21 protein-coding genes are annotated in these 26,005 nt (G+C 59.8%); 7 read left to right on the top strand and 14 right to left on the bottom strand.

The window, feature by feature from the left end; genetic code table 11:
- Position 1: 1 nt before the first annotated feature.
- The 4 genes from emhB (at position 2) to ACTWLJ_RS00430 (ending at position 7,379) form a co-directional block, all read left to right on the top strand.
- Positions 2-3,154, top strand: a complete 3,153-nt coding sequence (gene emhB / locus ACTWLJ_RS00415) for an efflux RND transporter permease subunit EmhB (protein ID WP_445179474.1) — start codon at positions 2-4, stop codon at positions 3,152-3,154.
- Complete coding sequence (gene emhC, locus ACTWLJ_RS00420) at positions 3,151-4,611, top strand: efflux RND transporter outer membrane subunit EmhC (RefSeq protein ID WP_401215803.1); 1,461 nt, start codon at positions 3,151-3,153, stop codon at positions 4,609-4,611. The genes emhB and emhC overlap by 4 nt, the downstream gene beginning before the upstream one ends.
- Positions 4,612-5,032: 421 nt before the next feature.
- A complete protein-coding gene (locus ACTWLJ_RS00425) occupies positions 5,033-6,292 on the top strand; it encodes an OprD family porin (RefSeq protein WP_445179475.1) in 1,260 nt (419 codons plus the stop codon).
- 283 nt (positions 6,293-6,575) lie between these two features.
- Positions 6,576-7,379, top strand: a complete 804-nt coding sequence (locus tag ACTWLJ_RS00430; protein ID WP_445179476.1) for a methyltransferase domain-containing protein — start codon at positions 6,576-6,578, stop codon at positions 7,377-7,379.
- A gap of 104 nt (positions 7,380-7,483) precedes the next feature.
- Here ACTWLJ_RS00430 and pcaC read toward each other — a convergent pair whose 3' ends face one another.
- The 11 genes from pcaC to pcaR form a co-directional block, all read right to left on the bottom strand.
- Positions 7,484-7,876 carry a 4-carboxymuconolactone decarboxylase gene (pcaC, locus tag ACTWLJ_RS00435; protein ID WP_003222417.1) on the bottom strand — a complete coding sequence of 131 codons (393 nt, stop codon included), beginning with the start codon at positions 7,874-7,876 and terminating at the stop codon, positions 7,484-7,486.
- 10 nt (positions 7,877-7,886) lie between these two features.
- Positions 7,887-8,678, bottom strand: a complete 792-nt coding sequence (gene pcaD, locus ACTWLJ_RS00440) for a 3-oxoadipate enol-lactonase (protein ID WP_445179477.1) — start codon at positions 8,676-8,678, stop codon at positions 7,887-7,889.
- 11 nt (positions 8,679-8,689) lie between these two features.
- Complete coding sequence (locus ACTWLJ_RS00445; RefSeq protein WP_445179478.1) at positions 8,690-10,054, bottom strand: 3-carboxy-cis,cis-muconate cycloisomerase; 1,365 nt, start codon at positions 10,052-10,054, stop codon at positions 8,690-8,692.
- Between the two features lie 46 nt (positions 10,055-10,100).
- On the bottom strand, positions 10,101-11,396 hold the full coding sequence (locus ACTWLJ_RS00450; protein WP_401215811.1) for an MFS family transporter: 1,296 nt from the start codon (positions 11,394-11,396) through the stop codon (positions 10,101-10,103).
- Positions 11,397-11,588: 192 nt separating this feature from the next.
- A complete protein-coding gene (gene pcaG, locus ACTWLJ_RS00455; protein WP_445179479.1) occupies positions 11,589-12,155 on the bottom strand; it encodes a protocatechuate 3,4-dioxygenase subunit alpha in 567 nt (188 codons plus the stop codon).
- Between the two features lies 1 nt (position 12,156).
- Entirely contained in the window at positions 12,157-12,861 is a 705-nt protein-coding gene (pcaH, locus tag ACTWLJ_RS00460) for a protocatechuate 3,4-dioxygenase subunit beta (RefSeq protein WP_445179480.1), read from the bottom strand.
- A gap of 36 nt (positions 12,862-12,897) precedes the next feature.
- Entirely contained in the window at positions 12,898-14,103 is a 1,206-nt protein-coding gene (gene pcaF / locus ACTWLJ_RS00465) for a 3-oxoadipyl-CoA thiolase (protein ID WP_445179481.1), read from the bottom strand.
- Positions 14,100-14,879 (bottom strand): CoA-transferase subunit beta, encoded by a 780-nt coding sequence (locus ACTWLJ_RS00470; protein WP_445179482.1) that lies wholly within the window; start codon positions 14,877-14,879, stop codon positions 14,100-14,102. Before ACTWLJ_RS00470 ends, pcaF begins: the two co-directional genes overlap by 4 nt.
- A complete protein-coding gene (locus ACTWLJ_RS00475; protein WP_445179483.1) occupies positions 14,879-15,736 on the bottom strand; it encodes a CoA transferase subunit A in 858 nt (285 codons plus the stop codon). Before ACTWLJ_RS00475 ends, ACTWLJ_RS00470 begins: the two co-directional genes overlap by 1 nt.
- A gap of 279 nt (positions 15,737-16,015) precedes the next feature.
- Positions 16,016-17,362, bottom strand: coding sequence for an MFS transporter (locus ACTWLJ_RS00480; protein WP_445179484.1), 1,347 nt, complete (start codon positions 17,360-17,362; stop codon positions 16,016-16,018).
- A gap of 294 nt (positions 17,363-17,656) precedes the next feature.
- Complete coding sequence (gene pcaR, locus ACTWLJ_RS00485; RefSeq protein ID WP_096819491.1) at positions 17,657-18,499, bottom strand: pca regulon transcriptional regulator PcaR; 843 nt, start codon at positions 18,497-18,499, stop codon at positions 17,657-17,659.
- A 652-nt stretch (positions 18,500-19,151) separates the two neighbouring features.
- Here pcaR and ACTWLJ_RS00490 point away from each other — a divergent pair.
- Positions 19,152-19,352, top strand: coding sequence for a hypothetical protein (locus tag ACTWLJ_RS00490; protein ID WP_401215820.1), 201 nt, complete (start codon positions 19,152-19,154; stop codon positions 19,350-19,352).
- A gap of 373 nt (positions 19,353-19,725) precedes the next feature.
- Positions 19,726-21,201: an inorganic phosphate transporter gene (locus ACTWLJ_RS00495; protein WP_445179485.1), complete on the top strand. Its 1,476-nt coding sequence runs from the start codon at positions 19,726-19,728 to the stop codon at positions 21,199-21,201.
- Between the two features lie 461 nt (positions 21,202-21,662).
- Here ACTWLJ_RS00495 and ccoM read toward each other — a convergent pair whose 3' ends face one another.
- The 3 genes from ccoM to ACTWLJ_RS00510 all read right to left on the bottom strand — a co-directional run bounded on the left by ccoM (position 21,663) and on the right by ACTWLJ_RS00510 (position 22,522).
- Positions 21,663-21,779 carry a cytochrome c oxidase subunit CcoM gene (gene ccoM / locus ACTWLJ_RS00500; RefSeq protein WP_007959205.1) on the bottom strand — a complete coding sequence of 39 codons (117 nt, stop codon included), beginning with the start codon at positions 21,777-21,779 and terminating at the stop codon, positions 21,663-21,665.
- Between the two features lie 146 nt (positions 21,780-21,925).
- A complete protein-coding gene (locus ACTWLJ_RS00505) occupies positions 21,926-22,087 on the bottom strand; it encodes a hypothetical protein (protein ID WP_445179486.1) in 162 nt (53 codons plus the stop codon).
- Between the two features lie 93 nt (positions 22,088-22,180).
- Positions 22,181-22,522 (bottom strand): aspartate-semialdehyde dehydrogenase, encoded by a 342-nt coding sequence (locus ACTWLJ_RS00510; RefSeq protein WP_445179487.1) that lies wholly within the window; start codon positions 22,520-22,522, stop codon positions 22,181-22,183.
- 251 nt (positions 22,523-22,773) lie between these two features.
- Between ACTWLJ_RS00510 and rapA the strand changes: the two genes are divergently transcribed.
- Positions 22,774-25,620: an RNA polymerase-associated protein RapA gene (rapA, locus tag ACTWLJ_RS00515; RefSeq protein ID WP_445179488.1), complete on the top strand. Its 2,847-nt coding sequence runs from the start codon at positions 22,774-22,776 to the stop codon at positions 25,618-25,620.
- The last annotated feature ends 385 nt before the right edge of the window (positions 25,621-26,005 follow it).

Below are 26,005 nucleotides of genomic sequence, written 5' to 3' on the forward strand. Positions count from 1 at the left end.
CATGTCAAAATTCTTCATCGACCGTCCGATTTTCGCCTGGGTAATTGCCCTGGTGATCATGCTGGTCGGGGCACTCTCGATCCTGAAATTGCCGATCAACCAGTACCCGAGCATTGCGCCACCGGCCATTGCGATCTCCGTGACCTACCCGGGCGCTTCGGCGCAAACCGTGCAGGACACCGTGGTTCAGGTGATCGAGCAACAGCTCAACGGTATCGACAACCTGCGTTATGTATCCTCGGAAAGTAACTCCGACGGCAGCATGACCATCACCGCGACCTTCGAGCAAGGCACCAACTCCGACACCGCGCAGGTTCAGGTTCAGAACAAGCTGAACCTGGCCACACCGCTGTTGCCGCAGGAAGTGCAGCAACAAGGTATCCGTGTCACCAAGGCAGTGAAAAACTTCCTGTTGGTGATCGGCGTGGTATCGCGTGACGGCAGCATGACCAAGGACGACCTGTCCAACTACATCGTGTCGAACATGCAGGACCCGATCTCGCGGACCGCCGGTGTCGGTGACTTCCAGGTCTTCGGCGCCCAGTATGCGATGCGTATCTGGCTCGATCCGGCCAAGTTGAACAAGTACAACCTGACCCCGGCCGACGTCAGCACCGCGATCTCGGCACAGAACGTTCAGGTGTCTTCCGGTCAACTCGGTGGCTTGCCGGCGCTGCCTGGCCAGCAACTGAACGCCACGATCATCGGCAAGACCCGTCTGCAGACTGCCGAGCAGTTCAAGGCGATTTTGCTGAAGGTCAATCAGGACGGCTCACAAGTCCGTATCGGTGATGTTGCCGATGTCGGTCTGGGTGGTGAAAACTCCACTATTTCGGCACAGTTCAACGGCAAACCGTCTTCCGGTCTGGCAGTGAAACTGGCCAACGGCGCCAACGCCCTCGACACCGCCAAAGCCCTGCGCAAGACGATTGACGAGCTCAAGCCGTTCTTCCCGGAAGGCATGGAAGTGGTGTTCCCGTACGACACCACGCCAGTGGTGACCGAATCGATCAAGGGTGTGGTTGAAACCCTGGTCGAAGCGATCGTGCTGGTGTTCCTGGTGATGTTCCTGTTCCTGCAAAACTTCCGCGCCACCGTCATCACCACGATGACTGTGCCGGTGGTGTTGCTCGGTACGTTCGGCATCCTCGCGGCGTTCGGTTTCAGCATCAACACCCTGACCATGTTCGGTATGGTGCTGGCCATCGGCTTGCTGGTGGATGACGCCATCGTTGTGGTGGAAAACGTCGAACGGGTGATGAGCGAAGAAGGCTTGTCACCGAAGGAAGCGACCAAAAAGTCCATGGGCCAGATCCAGGGCGCACTGGTCGGTATCGCACTGGTTCTGTCGGCGGTACTCCTGCCGATGGCGTTCTTCAGCGGCTCTACCGGTGTGATCTACAAGCAGTTCTCGATCACCATCGTTTCGGCCATGGCCCTCTCGGTAATGGTCGCGCTGATCTTCACCCCGGCGCTGTGCGCCACCATGCTCAAGGCGATTCCGAAAGGCGAGCACGGCACACCGAAAAAAGGTTTCTTCGGCTGGTTCAACCGCAACTTCGACCGTGGCGTTCGCAGCTACGAGCGCGGCGTCGGCAACATGTTGCAGCGCAAGGCGCCGTACCTGCTGGCGTACCTGCTGATCGTGGTTGGCATGATCTGGCTGTTCACCCGCATTCCGACCGCGTTCCTGCCGGAAGAAGACCAGGGCGTACTGTTCGCTCAGGTACAGACACCTGCCGGTTCCAGTGCCGAACGTACTCAAGTCGTGATCGACGAAATGCGTTCCTACCTGCTGGAGAAAGAATCCGGTGCGGTCGCTTCGGTGTTCACCGTGAACGGCTTCAACTTCGCCGGTCGTGGTCAAAGCTCCGGTCTGGCATTCATCATGCTCAAACCGTGGGGCGAGCGTGACGCCAGCAACAGCGTGTTCGCCCTCGCTCAGCGTGCCCAGCAACACTTCTTCACCTTCCGCGATGCGATGGTGTTTGCCTTCGCCCCGCCAGCGGTACTGGAATTGGGTAACGCCACCGGTTTCGACGTGTTCCTGCAGGATCGCGCCGGTATCGGTCACGACAAGTTGATGGAAGCCCGTAACCAGTTCCTCGGCATGGCTGCGCAGAGCAAGGTGCTCTACCAGGTACGTCCGAACGGTCTGAACGACGAGCCGCAATACCACCTGGAAATCGACGATGCGAAAGCCCGCGCCCTCGGCGTGAGCATTTCCGACATCAACAGCACCCTGTCGATCTCCTTCGGTAGTAGCTACGTCAACGACTTCATCGACCGTGGTCGGGTGAAGAAGGTTTACGTGCAAGGTCAGGCCGGTGCTCGCATGAGCCCTGAAGACATGAAGAAGTGGTACGTGCGTAACAGCGCCGGGACCATGGTGCCGTTCTCCGCATTCGCCAAGGGTGAGTGGATCTACGGTTCGCCGAAACTGGCCCGTTACAACGGCGTCGAAGCGATGGAAATCCTTGGTTCTCCGGCGCCGGGTTATTCCACCGGTGACGCGATGGCCGAAGTCGAAGCGATTGCCAAGAAGCTGCCGGCCGGTGTCGGTATCTCCTGGACCGGTCTGTCCTACGAGGAACGTCTGTCTGGCTCGCAAGCGCCAGCGCTGTACGCCCTGTCGCTGCTGATGGTGTTCCTGTGTCTGGCGGCGTTGTATGAAAGCTGGTCGATTCCGATCGCGGTCATGCTCGTGGTACCGCTGGGGATCATCGGTGCGCTGCTGGCCACCAGCCTGCGCGGTCTGTCCAACGACGTGTACTTCCAGGTGGGCCTGTTGACGACTATCGGTCTGGCGGCTAAAAACGCCATTCTGATCGTCGAATTCGCCAAGGAACTGCATGAACAAGGACGCAGCCTGCGCGATGCCGCAATTGAAGCCTGCCGCATGCGTCTGCGACCGATCATCATGACCTCGCTGGCGTTCGTCCTCGGTGTTGTACCGTTGGCGATCTCCACTGGCGCCGGTTCAGGCAGTCAACATGCGATCGGTACTGGCGTGATTGGCGGTATGCTCACGGCCACAATCCTGGCGATCTTCTGGGTCCCACTGTTCTTCGTCACGGTTTCGTCCATCGGTCAGCGCAAAAATACCGACCAGGAAGACGACGCTAAAGAAACTCCTAAAGAGGCTGGCCAATGAGCAAGTCGCTACTCTCCATCGCAGTCGCGGCCTTCGTGCTGAGCGGTTGCTCGCTGATACCTGACTATCAGCAGCCAGAAGCACCGGTCGCGGGCCAATACCCGCAGGGCCCGGCGTACTCGCCGGCCCAGGCTCCGGCGCAAGCGGCTGCCGAACAAGGCTGGAAGCAGTTTTTCCATGACCCGGCCCTGCAACAGCTGATCCAGGTGTCCCTGGAAAACAACCGCGACCTGCGTGTCGCGGCGCTGAACATCGACGCCTACGCGGCTCAATACCGCATCCAGCGTGCCGATCTGTTCCCGGCTGTTTCGGCGAACGCCACTGGCAGCCGCCAGCGGGTGCCGGCACGTGCTTCGCAGACCGGTGATTCAACGATCACCAGCTCCTACTCCGCGACCGTCGGCATCAGCGCCTACGAACTCGACCTGTTCGGTCGGGTTCGCAGCCTGAGCGAACAAGCGCTGCAACAATACTTCGCCACTGAAGAAGCGCGTCGCAGCACCCAGATCAGTCTGGTGGCCAACGTGGCCAACGCCTACCTGACCTGGCAGGCCGACAAGGAACTGCTGAAGCTGACTCAAGACACCCTCGGTGCCTTCGAAGAAAGCTACAAGCTGACTTCTCGCAGCAACGAAGTCGGTGTGGCTTCGGCACTGGATCTGGCGCAGTCGCGTACCTCGGTGGAAAACGCCCGGGCGCAACTGGCCAAGTACACCCGTCAGGTGGCTCAGGATGAAAACGGCCTGACCCTGCTGCTCGGCACCGGTATCCCGGCCAATCTGCAAGCGGCCAAACCGCTGTCGGATGATCTGCTCAGCGACGTTCCGGCCGGTCTGCCATCGGACCTGCTGCAACGTCGTCCGGACATCCTGCAAGCCGAGTACAACCTGAAAGCGGCCAACGCCAACATCGGCGCGGCACGTGCAGCGTTCTTCCCGAGCATCAGCCTGACGGCCAACGCCGGTTCGCTGAGCCCGGATCTGTCCGGTCTGTTCAAGGGTGGTTCGGGGACCTGGTTGTTCTCGCCGCAGATCAACCTGCCGATCTTCAACGCAGGCAGCCTGCGCGCCAGCCTCGACGCCGCCGAAATCCAGAAGGACATCGGCGTGGCGAACTACGAGAAAGCCATTCAAACCGGCTTCCAGGAAGTCGCCGACGGCCTGGCCGCACGCCAGACCTACACCGAGCAGTTAAAGGCGCAACGTGACTTCGTCGCGGCCAACCAGGACTACTACCGTCTGGCCGAGCGTCGTTATCGCATCGGGGTCGACAGCAACCTGACCTTCCTCGACGCCCAGCGTCAGTTGTTCAGCGCCCAACAGGTGCTGATCACCGACCGCCTCGCGCAGTTGGCCAGTGCGGTCAACCTGTACAAGGCACTGGGTGGCGGCTGGAATGCACAGACTGCGCAGAACGAACCGCTGAAAGAAGAAGCACCGAAGATGAAGTTTTTCTGATCATCCGGTGATGACAAGGAGCCCGCCAATTGGCGGGCTTTTTGTTGTCCTTGGGAAAGTTGTGTTGCCTGGACTGGCCTCATCGCTGGCAAGCCAGCTCCCACAGGTTTTGCGTACACCGCAGGACACTGTGGGAGCTGGCCTGCCAGCGATGAGGCCCTGTCACTCGACACAAAACCCGGCTGCATCTTGCGTTCGATAATCGCCCAAAACCCGCTTTCACCGATTGAATCCATACATCTACGCCCCGCACCATTCGTCCCACAAAACCAATAACAACAGGTTCGACATCATGCTCCCGCGCCCCGCCCCGTCCGGCTGATTTCCTCCGTTTCACCCCTGAACATTTTTAGATGTCTGCACCCCGAAAACGGCGGCAGCACACCCGTTCGCCTTAAAAAAACAAGAGAGACCCGAGCCCATGACAACCTCCACTGCGCCTTACGCACTTCCCGGTCTGATCGCCCTGGCACTGGCTGGCGCCGCCCTGCCCGTCGCGGCCGAAGAAGCAGGCTTTGTTGAAGGTGCCAAGGCCAACCTCAACCTGCGCAACTTCTACATCAATCGCAACTTCACCAACCCTACCAAAGCGCAGGGCAAGGCTGAAGAGTGGACACAAAGCTTCATCCTCGACGCCAAATCAGGTTTCACCCAAGGCACCGTTGGTTTCGGCATGGACGTGTTGGGCCTGTACTCGGTGAAGCTTGATGGCGGCAAAGGCACCGGAGGTACACAACTGCTGCCGCTGGATCACGACGGGCGCCCGGCGGACAACTTTGGCCGCACAAACGTCGCGTTCAAGGCCAAGCTGTCGCAAACCGAAATCAAGGTCGGTGAGTGGATGCCGGTGCTGCCAATCCTGCGTTCGGATGACGGCCGCTCGCTGCCGCAAACCTTCCGTGGCGGCCAGATCACCTCAAAGGAAATCGACGGCCTGACCCTCTACGGTGGCCAGTTCCGCGCCAACAGCCCGCGTGATGACAGCAGCATGAGCGACATGTCGATGTTCGGCAAAGCCGCGTTCACCTCCGACCGCTTCAACTTTCAGGGCGGCGAATACGCGTTCAACGACAAGCGTACGCAGATCGGTCTGTGGAACGCCGAACTCAAGGACATCTACAGCCAGCAATACGTCAATCTGATCCACAGCCAGCCTCTCGGCGACTGGACCCTCGGCGCCAACCTCGGATTTTTCTACGGCAAGGATGACGGCAGCGCCCGTGCCGGCGATCTGGACAACAAGACCTGGTCGGGCCTGTTCTCGGCCAAGTACGGCGGCAACACCTTCTACGTCGGTTTGCAGAAGCTGACGGGCGACAGCGCCTGGATGCGGGTCAATGGCACCAGCGGCGGAACGCTGGCCAACGACAGCTACAACGCCAGTTACGACAACGCTCAGGAACGTTCCTGGCAAGTGCGCCACGACTACAACTTCGCCGCCCTCGGCATTCCCGGCCTGACCCTGATGAACCGCTATATCAGCGGCGACAACGTACACACCGGCACCATCACCGACGGCAAGGAATGGGGCCGCGAATCGGAACTGGGCTACACCGTGCAGAGCGGCACTTTGCGCGACCTCAACTTCAGATGGCGCAACTCGACCATGCGTCGGGATTTCAGCAACAACGAGTTCGACGAAAACCGCTTGATCGTCAGCTACCCGATCAGCCTCTTGTAACCACCATCTCCCCTGTAGGAGTGAGCCTGCTCGCGATAGCGGTGGTTCTGTCAGCATCAATGGTGGCTGAACCACCGCTATCGCGAGCAGGCTCACTCCTACAAGGGGTCTACGCCATCCGTCAGGCAGGCTGGCGCTTTGCTGGCCGTTGAGTAGAGTGAGAAAACCTGAAGGACTCAGGCGCCACACCCTACCCGCTTCCGCTATCTGTTGATGTTGGTCCCCCCAGGACTTGAGCCAGGCTGTCATCGGAAGACACAGTTGATCACCAGAGGACCACCTCATGATCACCCAGCTCCCCAACACCCAATGGGACGCCAAGGCGTACCAGCAGTTTTCCCGCCTCAGGCAACAACCGGTCAACGAACTGCTCGACCGCGTTGACCTGGATAACCCCAAACGCATTTATGACCTCGGCTGCGGCACCGGCATCGCCACGCAACTATTGGCCAAGCGCTGGCCGCGTGCGCAATTGCGCGGCATCGACAGCTCGGCACAAATGCTCGATGAAGCGCGCTGTTTGCCGATCAAGGCGTCATGGACGCAGTGCGATTTGATCGACTGGCGGCCCGAGCAACCAGCAGATCTGTTGCTAGCCGCTGCCGTGCTGCACTTCATCGATGGTCACCAACAATTGCTGCCGAGCCTGCTCGGCCATCTGAATCCGGGTGGCTGTCTGGCCGCGCACATGCCGGACTGGCGTGATGCGCCGTGGTATCGATTGATGCTCGACGCGCTTAACGAGGATGGGGTCGGCGGCAGACCTTTGGGTACGGCGCAACTGCGCCAGCGCATGGCCGCGCGACCGTTGTTGTCGCTGGAAGATTATTACCGCCTGCTCGCGCCGTTGACCGAGTCGCTGGACATCTGGGAAACCGAGCAATTGCAGGTTGTTGACGGCAAATCGCCGGTGTATGACTGGGTCAAGGTCTCGGCGCTACGGCCGGTGATGCAGGCGCTTGATAGTGCGGAACAGGCGCGCTTCATTTATCACTACCTGATGCGGGTGCACGCGCATTATCCGCAGGAGGGAAACGGGCACACGTTGTTTCCGTTCAAGCGGATATTCATTGTCGCCAAGGTGTGATGCATTACGGCGACTACCGCTATCGCGAGCAGGCTCACTCCTACATAGGAATGCGGTCAACTGTAGGAGTGAGCCTGCTCGCGATGGCGTCTATTCAGGCACCATCATTCCCGGGATTCGACACCCAGCTCATCCCAAACCGATTCCGCCAGATGAAACGTCGCATTCGCCGCCGGAATCCCGCAGTAGATCGCGCTCTGCATGATCACTTCCTTGATCTCGCCACGGCTCACGCCATTATTGGCCGCCGCGCGTAAATGCAGTTTCAGCTCAGCCTCACGGTTCATCCCGATCAGCATGGCAATGGTGATCAGACTGCGGGTATGCCTAGGCAGCCCCGGGCGTGTCCAGATATCGCCCCAGGCATGACGGGTGATCATCTCCTGAAACTCCGAATTGAACTCGGTCAGCGCATTCAGACTGCGATCGACGTGAGCATCACCCAACACCGCGCGGCGCACTTGCAGGCCTTCGTCGTAACGTTGTTTCTCGTCCACAAAATCTTCCTCAATTGGCCCGCAGAAACGTCAACACACGGTCGCTGAAATCAGCCCCGGCCTGCACGTTGGAAAGGTGCGCGGCATAGAACTCGGCGTACTCGGCGCCGCGCACATGCGCCTGAATGAACTGACCGCCAGACGGCGGCGTCACTGCATCTTCAGAACCGGCGATCACCAGCAACGGCACCTTGATCGATGCCAGTTGCTGGCGAAAATCGGCATCGCGCACCGCTGCGCAATTGGCTGCATAACCTTCGGGGGAAGTGGCCGCGAGCATGTCGGTAATCTGCTTGGCCGCTGCCGGATTGGCCGCCGCGAAGTCCGGGGTAAACCAGCGGGCAATCGAGGCATCGCGCAACGCGACCATCGCTGCCGCGCCGTCACGCAGCACGGTTTCGATCCGTGGATTCCATATCGATGGATCACCGATTTTCGCGGCGGTATTGCACACGATCAGCTTGTGCAAACGCTCACCGGCATTGATCCCCAGCCATTGGCCGATCAACCCGCCCATCGACAGACCGCAAAAGTGCGCACGCTCGATATGCAACGCATCCAGCAGCGCCAGCACGTCACGCCCCAGTTGCTCGATGCTGTACGGCCCCGGCGTCACCAGCGATTGACCGTGACCGCGAGTGTCGAAACGCAGCACGCGGAAATGTTCGGTGAATGCCGACATCTGCGCATCCCACATGTGCAGGTCGGTGCCCAGCGAGTTGGACAGCACCAGCACGGGCGCATCGACCGGCCCTTCAATCTGGTAATGCAGTTCGCCATCGGCGAGTTGAACGAAAGCCACAGCCCTCTCCTTCAGACAGTCAATGCGTTGTGTTCAGCCACCGCACGCTCGACCCAGACTTTGGCCTGACCGAGGTAATGCGCGGGATTGAGCAGATGATCCAGTTCAGCGCCGCTGAGTTCGGCGGTCACTTGCGGCTCGTCACCGAGCACGGCGCGCAGATGCCGTTGTTCGGCCACCGCGCGTTTGCAGCATTGTTCGAGCAAATGATGCGCCGTGTCGCGACCGACCCGTTGCGCGAGGACGATGCTCACCGCTTCGGCCAGCACCAGCCCTTGAGTCAGTTCGAGATTGCGTGCCATGCGTGCGGCATCGACTTCCAGCCCGTCGGCCAGCAATCGCGCCTGTTGCAGTGAGCCCGAAACCAGGCAGCAGATTTCCGGCAGGGTTTCCCATTCCGCATGCCACAAACCGAGGCTGCGTTCGTGCTCTTGCGGCATCGCACTGAACAACGTCGAAACCAGCCCCGGCACCCGAGTCGCCGCGCCGATCAGCACCGCCGCGCCGACCGGATTGCGCTTGTGTGGCATGGTCGAAGAACCGCCCTTGCCCGGTGCCGAAGGTTCGAACACCTCGGCGGCTTCGGTCTGCATCAACAGGCTGATGTCACGCCCAAACTTGCCGAGGCTGCCGGCGATCAGGCCGAGCACCGCGCCAAACTCGACGATGCGATCACGCTGGGTGTGCCACGGTTGTTCCGGCAGGCTCAGTTGTAGTTCTTCGGCCAACGCTTTGGCAATCGGCAATGCTTGTTCGCCCAACGCCGCTAACGTTCCGGAAGCGCCGCCGAATTGCAGCACCAGCAAACGTGGCTTGAGTTCGCGTAGACGCTGGCGACTGCGGGTCACGGCGCCGAGCCATCCGGCGATCTTCATGCCGAGGGTTACTGGCGTTGCGTGTTGTAGCCAGGTGCGCCCGGCCAGTGGTGTCGCCGCATACCGCTGAGCCTGAACAGCCAGTGAATCGGCCAGTTGTGCCAGATCGTTTTCGATCAGCGCCAACGCCTGCCGCAATTGCAGCACCAGCCCGGAATCCATCACGTCCTGACTGGTAGCGCCCAAGTGCACATAACGCTCGGCCTCGGCATCCGTTGCGGCAATCTGCTTGCCCAACGCCTTGACCAGCGGAATCGCCGAATTGCCCGCCGTGGCAATCGCCTCGCCCAGCGCCGCAAAGTCATACAGACCGGCATTGCACGCTGCCGCAATCGGCGCGACCGCACTTGCCGGAATCAACCCGACCCGCGCTTCGGCCCGTGCCAGCGCCGACTCGAAATCGAGCATCGCCTGCACCCGGCCCTGATCGCAGAACACCTCGCGCATATCGCGGGCAGTGAAGTAGGCATCGAACAATTGATTGCCCGGTCGCTCAGTCATAAACAGTCCTTGCCGGCGCGGGCCGAGTTGGCCCGCGCGCATCGGTTTAGAGATCGTGGTGCAAATACGCCGCTTGCTTCGGCAAGCGCAGGCTGAACAGGAATGCTATCGCCATCATCGCCGTGACGTACCAGTAGAAGGAGTTCTCCATGCCGATGTTCTTCAAGCTCAGAGCGACGAACTCGGCCGAACCACCGAAGATTGCGTTGGCCACCGCGTAGGCCAGACCAACGCCGAGGGCGCGGACTTCCGGCGGGAACATTTCGGCTTTCACCAGACCGCTGATTGAGGTGTAGAAACTGACAATCGCCAGAGCCACGGTGATCAACACAAATGCCAGAAACGGACTGCTGACGCTTTTCAGGCTGAGCAGAATCGGCACAGTGAACAGCGTACCCAACGCGCCGAACCAGAGCATCGAGTTACGTCGGCCGATCTTGTCCGCCAACATGCCGAACAACGGTTGCATGCACATATAAAGAAAGAGCGCGCCGGTCATGATGTAGCTGGCGGTCTTGGCGTGCATGCCGGCAGTGTTCACCAGGTATTTCTGCATGTAAGTGGTGAAGGTGTAAAAAATCAGCGAACCACCAGCGGTGTAGCCGAGCACGGTGATGAATGCGGCTTTGTGATCGCGGAACAGTGCACGAATGCTGCCGGCATCTTTGTGTTCGCGGGTTTCCTTGTTGGTGGTTTCTTTTAGCGAGCGACGCAGGAACAGCGAAATCACCGCGGCAATTGCACCCACTACAAATGGAATCCGCCAGCCGTAGGCGCGCAGATCGTCTTCGGTGAGGAACTGCTGCAGGACCACCACCAGCGACACCGCCAGCAGTTGCCCGCCGATCAGGGTCACGTACTGAAACGAGGCGAAAAATCCGCGCTGGCCTTTAAGGGCGACTTCGCTCATGTATGTGGCAGTGGCGCCGTATTCGCCGCCGACCGACAGGCCTTGCAGCAGACGCGCGAACAGCAACAGGATCGGCGCCCAGACGCCAATGCTGTTGTAGGTCGGCAGGCAGGCGATCAGCAACGAACCAAAACACATCATCAAAATCGAGATGAGCATGGATTTTTTGCGGCCGTGTTTGTCGGCGATCCGACCGAAAATCCAGCCGCCAATCGGCCGCATCAGGAACCCGGCGGCGAACACGCCAGCCGTGTTGACCAGTTGCACGGTCGGGTTGTCGGAGGGGAAAAACGCCGGGGCAAAATAGATCGCGCAAAAGGCGTAGACATAGAAGTCGAACCATTCGACAAGGTTGCCGGACGAGGCGCCGACAATGGCGAAGATCCGCTTGCTGCGTTCTTCGCCGGTGTAATGAGCGGTAGTCGTTGTCATTGTTTTTTACTCGATGGGGACCCGTGAGAGTCTAGACACACTTCGCAACAGTCCCGTTCCACAGATACATCTTCAACACAGTTCCCTTGTGGGAGTGAGCCTGCTCGCGATGACGGTGTGTCATTCAGACCATTTAAATCTGACACACCGCCATCGCGAGCAGGCTCACTCCTACAGGGATTGGGATGTTCTTCAGTAATCGAAAAACACCGTCTCGGCATCGGTGCCCTGCAGAATCACGTTCCACTGATAAACACCCGACGCATCCTGCTTGGCCAGCAACGTACGGCGGCGTTCAGCGGGCACACATTCCAGCAGCGGATCACTCACGTTCGCCGGGTCGCCCTCAAAGTAAATCCGCGTCAGCAAGTGTTTGACCAAGCCCCGTGCAAACACCAGCACCACCAGATGCGGCGCCTGGGTCGACCCCTTCAAACCTTCGACCGTACCCGGTTTGATCGTGGTGAAACGAAACCGCCCTTCGGCATCCACCGGCACCCGGCCGAAACCTTCAAAGTTCGGGTCCAGCGGTTTGTCCTGTTCGTCTTCCGGATGGTCGTACTTGCCGGCCGCATTGGCCTGCCAGACTTCAAGCATCGCGTCGTTGACGACATCGCCGTTGCCATCCAGCACTTGCCCGGTGATCGCCACGCGCTCGCCGAGGGTTTGTTCGACGGTGAGGTCTTCACGGTTCAGCCAGGTCAGGCCGATGTGGTAGTACGGCCCGACGGTGTGGGACGTGGTCGCAGTCAGCGTCATCTTATTTCTCCATCGGCGTGGCATCACGGCCGCGCAGCACGATGTCCCAGCGATAACCGAGGGCGTAGGACGGAATGGTTTTTTCCAGATCGAAACTGGCGATCAGGCGTTCCTTGGCCGAAGTGTCCGGCACGCAGTTGTAGATCGGGTCGTAAGCCAGCAGCGGATCACCCGGAAAATACATCTGCGTCACCAGCCGCGTGAGGATGCTCGGCCCGAACAGCGAAAAATGGATGTGCGCCGGGCGCCACGCATTGTGGTGGTTGCCCCACGGATAGGCGCCGGGCTTGATGGTCTGGAATTGATACCAGCCATCCGCGTCGGTCACGGTGCGGCCGGAGCCGGTGAAGTTCGGATCGAGCGGCGCGTCGTGCAGGTCGCGTTTGTGGTTGTAGCGGCCGGCGGCATTGGCCTGCCAGATCTCCACCAGAATTCCCGGCACCGGCAGACCGTTTTCGTCCAGCACACGGCCGTGAATGATGATGCGCTCGCCCTGCGGTTCGCCCTCATGCTGCGCCGTCAGGTCGTTGTCTTTCTCGGCAACGCGTTCGGCGCCGATGGTCGGCCCGGTGATTTCCGACAGCGAATGCGGCAGAAACACCAACGGCTTGGATGGCGAGCGCAGATTGGTGGATTGATACGTCGGGTGCAGATACTCAGGCTGGGTGCCTTCCTGTGGGCGACGGTAACCAGGCTTGTCAGTCATTTCGCTTTCCTCTGTTCTTATTCGTCACGGCTTGCGTCAGACGCGTTCGATGGCCAGGGCCAGACCTTGGCCGACACCAACGCACATGGTCGCCAGACCTTTCTTGCCGCCAGTCTTTTCCAGCTGATGCAGCGCGGTCAGTACCAGACGCGCACCGCTCATGCCCAGCGGATGGCCGAGAGCAATTGCGCCGCCGTTCGGGTTGACCTGCGGCGCGTCGTCCGCTAATCCCAGTTCCCGCAGTACCGCCAAGCCTTGGCTGGCGAACGCTTCGTTGAGTTCGATCACATCAAAATCGCTGACCGCCACACCGAGGCGCTCAATGAGTTTGCGCACCGCTGGCACCGGGCCGATACCCATGACTCGCGGCGCCACGCCGGCGCTGGCCATGCCGAGCACTTTGGCGCGGGCAGTCAGACCGTGTTTTTTCACCGCATCGGCGGAGGCGAGAATCAGTGCGGCGGCGCCGTCGTTGACGCCCGAGGCATTGCCGGCGGTGACAGTCTTGTCCGGGCCGTTGACCGGTTTCAGTTTGCTCAGTGCTTCAAGCGTGGTGTCGGCCCGAGGGTGTTCATCCTGGCTGACCACGGTTTCGCCCTTCTTGTTGGCGATCCGCACTTCGACGATTTCTTCGGCGAAATAACCTGCGGCCTGCGCGGCGGCGGTGCGCTGCTGACTGCGCAGGGCGAACGCGTCCTGATCGGCGCGGGACACTTGATAGTCATCGGCGACGTTGTCGGCGGTTTGCGGCATTGCATCGACGCCGTACTGCGCCTTCATCAATGGGTTGATGAAACGCCAGCCGATGGTGGTGTCTTCCAGTTTCATGTTGCGCGAAAACGCCGCGTCAGCCTTGCCCATCACGAACGGCGCACGGGACATCGATTCGACGCCACCGGCAATCGCCAGCTCCATCTCGCCGCTGGCAATTGCGCGGAATGCGGTGCCGATGGCATCCATGCCCGAAGCGCAGAGACGATTGAGGGTTACGCCAGGAACGCTTTCCGGCAGCCCCGCCAACAGCAGCGCCATGCGTGCCACGTTGCGGTTGTCTTCGCCGGCCTGGTTGGCGCAACCGAGGAACACCTCATCGATAGCGCTCCAGTCCACCGAGGGATTGCGCGCCATCAGCGCCTTGATCGGCACGGCGGCCAGATCATCGGCACGCACCGCCGCCAGACCACCGCCAAAACGGCCGATCGGAGTACGGATCGCATCGCAGATATACACGTCACGCATCATGCTTCTCCCGGTGCCTGGCCATGGGCGGCTGCGGTGCGGGCTTCAAGGTCACGCAACGCGGTGAGTTCGATGTCGGTTGGCTCGGCGGTTTGCTCGACGCTGTCGGCAAAACGAATCGCCCAACCGGTGGCGGCGATCACTTGCTCGCGGGTCACGCCCGGGTGCAGCGCGGTGACCACGAATTCGTGAGTGCCGGCCTCGGGTTCCATGGTGCACAAATCGGTGATGATGCCGACCGGTCCGGCGCCCGGCAGGCCCAGACGTTTACGTGAATCACCGCCCTCGCCGTGCCCGACCGAGGTAATGAAATCGAGCTTCTCGACAAACGAGCGCGCCGACTGTTTAAGGATGATCAGCACACTTTTCGCCGAGCCAGCGATTTCCGGCGCGCCACCGGCACCCGGCAGACGTACTTTCGGCGAGAAGTAATCACCGACCACGGTGGTGTTGATGTTGCCGAAGCGGTCAACCTGCGCGGCGCCGAGAAAACCGACGTCGATGCGTCCGCCCTGCAACCAATAGCGAAAAATCTCACCGGTCGGAACGACCGTGTCGGCGGTTTCCGCCAGTTCGCCGTCACCGATGGACAGCGGCAGCACGCTTGGCTTGGCACCAATCGGGCCCGACTCGTAGATCAGCACCACATCGGGCGAAGACGTCAGACGCGCCAGGTTCGCGGCTTTCGATGGCAGGCCGATGCCGACGAAGCATACCGAACCGTTCTTCAGTCGGCGGGCGGCGGCGACGGTCATCATTTCATTGGTGGTGTAAGTCATTACTTGGCCTCCGAAGCAGCAGCCAGCTTGGCCTGAAACTCGCTGAAGTCAGCGCAGCCATGGATGTATTCGTTGATCCACGCGGTAAACGTCTCACGGTCACGGGCGATCGGGTCCCACGCCTGATAGAAACGATTGTCGCGTTCGGTGTAACCGTGGGCGTAGGACGGATGCGCACCACCCGGCACATGGCAAACCGCGCTCAGGGCCCAGGTCGGCAATACGCAGGCGTTCATCGGCGCTTTCAGGTCGTCTACGATTTCTTCAACCGTGACGATGCAGCGCTTGGCCGCCAGTGCGGCTTCTTTCTGCACGCCGAGAATGCCCCACAGCAACACGTTGCCTTGGCGGTCGGCTTTCTGCGCGTGGATCACCGTCACGTCGGGACGCACCGACGGCACCGCCGCCAGCACTTCGCCGGTGAATGGGCAGGTGACGGATTTGATCAGCGGATTGACCTTCGGCAGGTCAGAACCGGCGTAGGCGCGCAGCACTGCGAACGGTAGGCCTGAGGCGCCAGCGACGTAGGCATTCGCCAGATCGGCGTGGCTGTGCTCTTCGATTTCCAGTGCGTGCGGCCATTGCTTCTCGACGGCGTCACGCAGACGGTGCAGCGAACCGACGCCAGGATTACCACCCCAGGAGAAAATCAGTTTGCGCGCACAACCAGCGCCGATCAGTTGGTCGTAGATCAGGTCAGGCGTCATCCGCACCAGCGTCAGATCTTTCTTGCCCTGGCGAATGATTTCATGACCTGCGGCCGTAGGGATCAGGTGAGTGAAGCCTTCGAGCGCGACGGTATCGCCGTCGTTGACGAATTGCTTCACCGCGTCGTGCAGCGAAAGGATCTCAGCCATGGAGCGGGCTCCCGTTTTTGTAATGGATCGCCAGTGATAAAAAGGCGCGAGGTTCAGCGCCGGAGTCACTGCAGATTAAGCCGCTGAAAATCGCCAAACAATCCGATAATCGACTGAGTGTTCGTTTATCGAACAGATTGTTACCAACCTAACAATCAACCGAAAAAGCAAAAGCATCGCGAGCAGGCTCACTCCTACAGAGGATCACGCGATACCTGTGGGAGCGTGGCTTGCCCGCGATGAGGCCGGAACATTCAGCGAAAATTTGCGCCTATCAACTCAAGTCGCATCCGCATGACTGACCATGCCTTTAATCACCACCGCCGCAGTCGCCAACGCCGCCGGAATCACCAACGCCGTCAACACTTGCTCGAAATTCCAGCCCAACCCCAGCAACGTCGCGCCCATCCACGCCCCGAGAATCGCACCAAACCGACCAATCCCCAGCATCCATGAAACCCCGGTCGCCCGGCCCTGAGTCGGATAAAACCGAGCCGCCAGCGAGGGCATCGCCGATTGCGCGCCGTTGACGCACATCCCCGCCACCAGCACCAACGTCGCAAGCAGCGTGATGTTGCCCAGGCTCTGCCCCACCGCGTAGGCAAACACCCCGGCCAGCAGGTAGAAAATGCCGATAACCTTGTGCGGATTGAACCGGTCCATCGCCCAGCCTACGCCGACCGCGCTCAACACCCCGCCGAACTGGAACAACGCACCGATGAATGCCGCCTGTTCCATGCTCGCGCCGCTGTCACGCATCAGCGTCGGCAGCCAACTGGTCAGCAAGTACACGATCACCAGGCCCATGAAATAGGTCAGCCACAGCAGCAGCGTGCCGGTGCTGTAGGTGCCGGAGAAAATCACCGCGAACACGTTGCGCGCCTTGATGGTCTTCTGTTCCGGCACGCTGAAACTCGATGCCTGAGCGACCACGGCCGGATCAATCGGCGCCAGGGTCTTACGCACCTTGTCGGTGCCACGGTTACGCACTACAAGAAAACGCGCCGATTCCGGCAGCCAGAACAACAGCACCACTGCGAGAATCAGCGGCAGAATCCCGCCGATCAGCAGCAGTGCGTGCCAGCCGAAGGCCGGAATCAGCTTTGCCGAAATGAACCCGCCGCCGGCCATGCCGAGGTTGAAACCGCAGAACATGCTGGTCACCAGCAGAGATTTCTTGCGCTCCGGGGTGTATTCCGAAAGCAGCGTCGTGGCATTCGGCATGCCCGCACCGAGACCCAGTCCGGTGAGGAAACGCAGTACCAGCAGTTGCTCGACGTTCGTGCTGTAGGCCGAGGCCAGACTGAACGCGCCAAACAGAATTACCGCGCCGACCAGTACGACTTTTCGCCCGAAACGGTCAGCCAGAGGGCCGGAACCCAGTGCGCCGAAGACCATGCCGATCAACGCGGCGCTCATCACCGGGCCAAGGCTGGCGCGGTCGATGCCCCAGTCCTGCGAGAGTGCCGGCGCAATAAAACCCATGGCTGCGGTGTCGAGGCCATCGAGGAACACAATCAGGAAACACAAGATCACCACTCGCCACTGATAGCGCGAGATCGGTTGGGCATTGATGAAGGACTGCACGTCGAGGCAGTTACCCACAGCGGACTGAGGCTGGTTCATTATTTTTATTCCACGCAAAAAACGCAGTCGAACGGCGGCCGGCCAAAGAGCGGCACGGGCACAAGAATAGAAGGTTTGAATCAGGCGTTGCGCGCAACCTGGCAACAGCAACGGCAGTGGCGACAGTCGGGGAACGTGCTCATGGGGTGTTGCCTCTTGTCATTATTATGGGAGTCGGCATTCGGGCTGACACTTGGCGGTCAGCGCCGGATGACGCTGCCGCGACATTAATGACCCGAGGGTTTTAGCGTCAATTCGATAAACGCAACACTGTGCGTTTATCGAACAGCTTCATCAGGCAAACAACTGCGCACTCAGGTCGCGGCTGGCACTCAACAGCCCCGGCAGGAAGCGCTGTTCCAGCTCGGTGCGGCTGACTCGGCCGGCGTGGGTGCTGACATTGAGCGCGGCCACCACTTGCCCGGATGCGTCGTACACCGGCACGGCAATCGAGCGCAAACCTTGCTCCAGTTCCTGATCGACGATGCACCAGCCCTGTTGCCGCACTTCTTGCAGACATTCGAGCAAAGTGTCCGGGGTGTGCAGCGTGCGACTGGTCTTGGCTACCAGTTCGGCATGGTCGAGGTATTCGCGCAGAGACGTGTCGTCGAGCGCCGCCAACAGAATTCGCCCCATCGATGTGCAATAGGCCGGCAAGCGCCCACCCACCGACAGATCCACCGAAATCAGCCGTTGCGTGGTTGCCGAGCGGGCGATGTAAAGAATGTCGTCACCCTCCAGCGTGGCCATGTTGCAGGCCTCGTGCAGTTGCTCGCTCATACGGTCGAGATAGGGCTGGGCCGAAACCGCCAACGGTGTCGAAGACAAATAGGCATGACCGAGGGTCAGCACTTTCGGCAGCAGCGAATAGGTGCGGCCATCAGTGGTGGCGTAGCCGAGTTTGATCAAGGTGTGCAGGCAACGGCGCACGGCGGCGCGAGGGATTTCCGTGCGGTGACTGATCTGCGCGATGGTCAGGTGCCGCTTGCGCTCCTGAAATGCCTGCACCACTGCCAGACCACGGGCCAGCGAGGTCATGAAGTCAGGATCACCGGTCAGGGCCTGGATGCGTTTGGCCGGCGAGGCGACAATCGGCGGCGCCACGGAGGTGAAGGAATTGCGCATTTGATCGTTCATTTCAGGTCCTTTTTCCGGCACGGATCAGCGGCTATACAAACGATTCGCGGGCAGATGCACAAGCGTCCGGCCCTGAACATTGTGCGATTATCGAACCGACGACCGATAATCGCAATCAGCGGCCTCGCCGCCAACGGTGCGCTTCATGTTGCGTGCCGGGGAACTTGCTCAACTTGGACAGCGGTATCTTAGTTGTTCGACTTAATGGCGCCAGAAACAGAACGCGACGTAAATAACGAAAAGACCAGACTTCAACTACCGATAAAATTTGTCAGTCACAAAACAATCACACATCCCGAACCGTTTTTAACTTGGCAAAGATAGTCATTCCCGAATCGGCCGCTATAATGCACCTCAGTGGCGCCGCGTTTTCATTGGCCGATGGCGCCCGCCGTTGACGCAATGCCTATTGCTGTCAGCCCAGGCCGCCGCCTGACGTTCATTTATGCATGTATCGCCAGTGCGCGCTGAAACAGGAAACTGATGCTGCGTCAGTTTTAATCTGGTGCCGTAGCCGCCCAGCAACATGGAAGTCTTGATCGCCCTCCGATTACACCAATGCCTGTTCAGGCATTGCTCCTCGGTGGATTCGTTCTTGCGACCGTTGCCGTGCGTTCACCAGACATTTATCTCAACTCAAACAGGTAGCACTGTGACGAAAGACGAACTGCGCGCGGAACTTGAGCGCCAGGAACAACGTTACAAGGATGTTTACGGCGGGGAAGTCACCACCTACGCCGCTCAACCCGAACCAGAACGCAAACCCTGGCGTAAGCGCGCCACCGTTCAGGATCAGGTTTTCCAGCAAGAACTTGAAAAAATGGAAAAGGAACTCAAAACCGAAGAGCCATGAGCCTGCGGATTTGAGTCTTTCCAGGGTCTGCGTCGCACCGGCTACAAGCACGGTGAATAGACGTTGCCTTGCACGCCCGTTACCCGCGGGCGGCGGCCACTCCCCCGTCCTGCACGGGAATGGAGCATGTCCGACTCGTTTCAGAGATATTTCACACAAGCGTTTCAGCCCTTTCCGACGCGGGTCAAAAGCCCGATTTCAGAGTTTTTCTCCAGGCCAATCAATGACTTGAAAAACCCTGTAAAAAACTCGGCTTTAACGCATTGCAACAAATTAAATCGTCGATGTGTGTGACCGATTAGCAGGTAGGGCATCGATTTCCAGTCTTTTCTGGCATAATCGCGCCCCCTTATGACCGGGTCAGAAAACCTTCATGATCGATTTATTCAGCGGACTGGATGCCTGGGTGCTTGTGAGCCTCTTGCTCGCCCTGACTTTTGTCCTCGCCTTCGAGTTCATCAATGGATTTCATGACACCGCTAACGCGGTAGCCACTGTTATCTACACCAAAGCCATGCCGCCTCACCTCGCGGTGTTCTTTTCCGGTGTGTTCAACTTTCTCGGCGTGCTGCTGGGTGGTGTTGGCGTGGCGTATGCCATCGTCCACTTGCTGCCGGTGGAACTGCTGATCAATGTGAACACGGGCCACGGTTTGGCTATGGTGTTCTCCTTGCTCGCCGCCGCCATCACCTGGAACCTGGGCACCTGGTACTTCGGTATCCCGGCCTCCAGCTCCCACACCCTGATCGGCTCGATCCTCGGTGTTGGTCTGGCGAACGCCCTGATCAACGACATTCCGTTGGCCGACGGTGTGAACTGGCAGAAAGCGATCGATATCGGCGCCTCGCTGGTGTTCTCGCCGATGGCCGGTTTCCTCATTGCAGCGCTGATCCTGATCGGCCTGAAATGGTGGCGCCCGCTGTCGAAGATGCACAAGACGCCTGAACAGCGCCGCAAGCTCGACGACAAGAAGCACCCGCCGTTCTGGAACCGTCTGGTTCTGGTGATTTCGGCGATGGCGGTGAGCTTCGTGCACGGTTCCAACGATGGCCAGAAAGGCATCGGCCTGATCATGCTGGTCTTGATCGGTATCGTTCCGGCGCAGTTCGTACTCGACCTGGGCAGCACCACTTACCAGATCGAACGCACCCGCGATGCGACCCTGCACTTGAGCCAGTTCTACAAGCGCAATTCCGATTCGCTTGGCGAGTTCCTGGCCCTGGGCAAAAGCGTAGAAGGCGACCTGCCGGAGAAGTTCCGCTGCAACCCGCAGCAGACTGAACCGACCATCAGCGCCCTGCTCGGCACCCTTAAAGGTGTAGCGGACTATCACTCGCTGTCGTCGGAAAGCCGCATCGAGGTACGTCGCTACCTGCTGTGCCTGGACGACACCGCGAAGAAAGTCGGCAAATTGCCAGGCCTTGAGCCACGCGAAAAGGCTGACCTGGACAAACTGCGCAAAGACCTGACCACCACCACCGAATACGCCCCGTTCTGGGTAATTCTGGCGGTAGCACTGGCCCTCGGCCTGGGCACCATGGTCGGCTGGAAACGCGTAGTTCTGACCATCGGCGAGAAGATCGGCAAGCAAGGCATGACCTACTCGCAAGGCATGTCGGCGCAGATCACTACCGCCAGTTTGATCGGCCTGGCCAACATCTTCAGCTTGCCGGTGTCCACCACCCACGTCCTGTCCTCGGGCGTGGCCGGCACCATGGTCGCCAACAAAAGCGGCCTGCAAGGCGGCACCGTGCGCACCATCCTGCTGGCCTGGGTCCTGACCCTGCCAGCGACAGTCGGCCTGTCGGCTGGCCTGTTCTGGCTGGCATCCAAGGCATTGGGTAGCTGATAGATAGCTGTACTGAAAAAGGCGCGATTCGAAAGGATCGCGCCTTTTTTGTTTTTGGAGTTTGGGGTTTGGGGTTTGGGGGCATATCCGTTGCTGCGGGTGTTGCCACTGGCGGTTTCGCTCTTACAGCGACTCCCTTTTTCAAACGCCAAAAAGGAACCAAAAGGCTTTGCCCCGGGCGTACGGCCCGCTCGCTGGGGCTCGGGGTTCCCGAGCTACGGTATCCCGGAGCGAAGGAACCCCGAGCCCCAGCGAGCGGGCCGGACGTCAGGGCACCAGACTTTTGCTTCCTTTGGGGCGTTTGCCAAAGGGAGTCGCTGTAAAAGCGAAACCATAAGCAGCCATTACCGCAGCAACGGATAAGCCCCCAATCTCAAACCCAACCCAAAAAAAAGGCAAAAAAAAAGGGGCAACCGAAGTCGCCCCAAAATGCCTTGCGTGCTCATCAAACCCAAAAAGACCTACGGTTTCTTCCGCTTATTCGCATCTTTCCAGATAAAAAATCCAAACCCTGCAAAAAACAGAACCATAAGGCCAACCGTCAAAACACCGGCAAACACCACGTTATCGAAAAACATGACTGGCCTCCTGGCCCCTGCTTTGCTGCGATGGAACTAAGTTAACCAATCAGGCAGGCGCAAGAATTGACCGGGATCAATGCTCAGAGAGACGGGAGATAAAGGAGGGGGAAATAACTGACCTGCATCAACGGATGCAGGGGGGATCAACGCTTTTTCGGTTTGTTTTTCGGCTTTTTCTTCGCTTTTGCCAACGGCATCGCCTGCTCGAAAGCCTGACGCACTTCGTTCAGACGCTTATCGTTAAGGTCATGAACCCGCTTGGCGCGCTCGGAATTAAGGTCGATCAGTTTGTCGTCTTGGCTCATGGCATTCGTTACATCGCAGAAGAACAATCACAACTGCCGGAACACCAGCAGAACTGCGCCAATAATGCGGCTTTGCCTGCCTGCCGGACAACCTCAGATTTCAATATCAACCCACAAGCCCTGGCGCGGCTGGTCTTCCATCAGCGGCACCACCGGCACGGTGTTGTCGGCATTGAGTTCGGTACCGGGCACGGCAAGGTGTTCTTCGGGGTCTTCATCGGCCTCCCGGCGACGACGATCGCGCTCCTGCTGACGGCGCTGTTCTTCACGCAGTTGCAGCGCAGCCTCTTCGGGGTCGCGTTTTTGCAGATCGATCGTGCTTTCGCTGGAGCTTTCCTGCACCGGTACCACCGGAGGAATGTCCGGCCGCTGGCGGATCGGGTCCTGCTGGGAGGTGATCGGCACAGCGCTCAGGGGGAGCATCGGTAGCAGCATATAAGGGGTCTCCTGTCAGAAGGCTATCGGCTGCGGCCAAGGTGCCTTGAGCCACCGGTCGTAAATCTGTGACGTGCTTGGCACCTGTTGGCGCTGTCGAAGGCTGCGAACTTCATCAGACAGCGCAAAACCCAAGGGTTCTCAAACATCAAAAGATCACAGTCTGTGGCAGCTTTTGCCCAGTAATCTTTGGCCCTGAAGCCCGCATTCCGTTAAGATAGCCCGCTTTTTCAAGGTGGGAGTCAGGCAGCATGGCGCAGCAGTATCAACCGGGGCAACGCTGGATCAGTGATAGCGAAGCCGAGCTGGGTTTAGGCACCGTTCTGGCACAGGACGGCCGCTTGTTGACCGTGCTCTACCCGGCCACTGGCGAAACTCGCCAGTACGCGCTAAGGAATGCGCCCCTCACCCGCGTGCGGTTCTCGCCGGGTGACTCGATCACTCACTTCGAAGGCTGGAAACTGACCGTACAGCAAGTCGACGACGTCGATGGCCTGCTGGTCTACCACGGCCTCAACGCACAGAACGAAGCCGTTACGCTGCCGGAAACCCAGCTGTCGAACTTCATTCAGTTCCGTCTGGCCAGCGACCGTCTGTTCGCCGGGCAAATCGACCCGCTGTCGTGGTTCTCCCTGCGTTACAACACCCTCGAACACACCAGCCGCCAGTTGCAGTCTTCGCTGTGGGGCCTGGGCGGCGTTCGTGCTCAGCCAATCGCTCACCAACTGCACATTGCCCGCGAAGTCGCTGACCGTATCGCGCCACGGGTTTTGCTGGCGGACGAAGTGGGTCTGGGTAAAACCATCGAAGCCGGTCTGGTGATCCACCGCCAACTGCTCTCGGGTCGCGCCAATCGCGTGCTGATCCTCGTGCCGGAAAACCTCCAGCACCAGTGGCTGGTCGAGATGCGCCGCCGCTTCAACCTGCAAGTCGCGCTGTTCGACGAAGAACGCTTCATCGAAAGCGATGCCGCCAATCCGTTCGAAGACACCCAACTGGCGCTGGTTGCGCTGGAATGGCTGGTCGACGACGAGAAGGCCCAGGACGCGCTGTTCGCCGCCGGTTGGGATCTGCTGGTGGTCGACGAAGCCCACCACCTGGTCTGGCACGAAGAGAAGGCCAGCGCCGAATACACCCTGGTCGAACAACTCGCCGAAGTCATCCCGGGCGTGCTGTTGCTCACCGCAACCCCGGAACAACTCGGTCAGGACAGCCACTTCGCGCGTCTGCGCCTGCTCGACCCGAACCGTTTCCATGACCTGGCCGCTTTCCGCGCCGAGAGCGAAAACTATCGCCCGGTGGCCGAAGCCGTTCAGGAGCTGCTGGACAAGGGCCGTCTCTCGCCAGAAGCGCACAAGACCATTCACGGTTTCCTCGGCAACGAAGGTGAAGCCCTGCTGGCCGCCGTCAACGATGGCGACACCGAAGCCAGTGCCCGCCTGGTGCGTGAACTGCTTGACCGCCACGGCACCGGCCGCGTGCTGTTCCGTAACACCCGCGCCGCCGTGCAGGGTTTCCCGGAACGCAAACTGCACCCGTACCCGCTGCCGTGCCCGGACGAATACCTCGAACTGCCATTGGGCGATCACGCCGAGCTGTACCCGGAAGTCAGCTTCCAGGCGCAGCCGGACGCCAGCGAAGAAGAGCGCTGGTGGAAATTCGACCCTCGTGTCGAATGGCTGATCGATCAGCTGAAAATGCTCAAGCGCACCAAAGTGCTGGTGATCTGCGCCCACGCCGAAACCGCGATGGACCTGGAAGACGCGCTGCGCGTGCGTTCCGGCATCCCGGCCACGGTGTTCCATGAAGGCATGAACATCCTTGAGCGTGACCGCGCCGCCGCCTACTTCGCCGACGAAGAGTTTGGCGCACAGGTGCTGATCTGCTCGGAAATCGGCAGTGAAGGTCGCAACTTCCAGTTCGCTCACCATCTGGTGCTGTTCGATCTGCCGTCGCACCCGGACCTGCTGGAGCAGCGTATCGGTCGCCTCGACCGGATCGGTCAGAAGCACATTATCGAGCTACACGTGCCGTACCTGGAAACCAGCCCGCAAGAGCGTCTGTTCCAGTGGTATCACGAAGCGCTGAACGCATTCCTCAATACTTGCCCGACCGGCAACGCCTTGCAGCATCAGTTCGGCCCGCGCCTGCTGCCGCTGCTGGAAGAGGCTGACGACGGCGAGTGGCAAGCGCTGATCGACGAGGCGCGCACCGAGCGCGAGCGTCTGGAAAGCGAACTGCACACCGGTCGCGACCGTCTGCTGGAGCTCAACTCCGGCGGCGCTGGCGAAGGTGAAGCACTGGTTGAAGACATCCTTGAGCAAGACGATCAGTTCGCCCTGCCGATCTACATGGAAACCCTGTTCGACGCGTTCGGCATCGACAGCGAAGACCATTCGGAAAACGCCCTGATCCTCAAGCCGAGCGAGAAGATGCTCGACGCCAGTTTCCCACTGGGCGACGACGAAGGCGTGACCATCACCTACGACCGCAACCAGGCGCTGTCGCGTGAAGACATGCAGTTCATCACCTGGGAACACCCGATGGTGCAAGGCGGCATGGATCTGGTGCTGTCCGGTTCGATGGGCAACACCGCCGTCGCGCTGATCAAGAACAAGGCGCTGAAACCTGGCACCGTGTTGCTTGAACTGCTTTACGTCAGCGAAGTGGTTGCTCCGCGCGCGCTGCAACTGGGGCGTTATCTGCCGCCGGCCGCCCTGCGCTGCCTGCTCGACACCAATGGCAACGACCTGTCTTCTCGTGTGTCGTTCGAAACACTGAACGACCAACTGGAAAGCGTACCGCGTGCCAGCGCCAACAAGTTCATCCAGGCCCAGCGCGATCAGCTGACGCCACGGATCAACGCCGGTGAAGAAAAGATCACCCCGCGTCACGCCGAACGCGTGGCCGAGGCCCGTCGCCGTCTGGCGGCTGACACCGACGAAGAACTGGCACGCCTGACCGCGTTGCAAGCGGTCAACCCGACCGTGCGTGACAGCGAACTGGTTGCCTTGCGTGAACAACGCGAGAAAGGCCTGGCGATGCTGGACAAAGCCGCGCTGCGACTGGAAGCGATTCGGGTGTTGGTCGCGGGTTAATCTCCCCGCTCCGCCGCTGAAAACAAGAAGGCCCGCAGCGATGCGGGCCTTTTTGTTTGCCTGTCATTTAGCCAGTGAGAGGGCTCGCCTCATCGCTAGCAGGCTAGCTCCCACATTGGATCTCCAGTGTGAACACAATCACTGTGGGAACTGGCTGCAACACTGGATCTCCAGTGTGAGCACAATCACTGTGGGAACTGGCTGCAACACTGGATCTCCAGTGTGAGCACAATCACTGTGGGAACTAGCTGCAACACTGGATCTCCAGTGTGAGCACAATCACTGTGGGAACTGGCTGCAACACTGGATCTCCAGTGTGAGCACAATCACTGTGGGAACTAGCTGCCACACTGGATCTCCAGTGTGAACACAATCACTGTGGGAG

The sequence above is a fragment of the Pseudomonas sp. McL0111 genome (genome assembly GCF_052567255.1).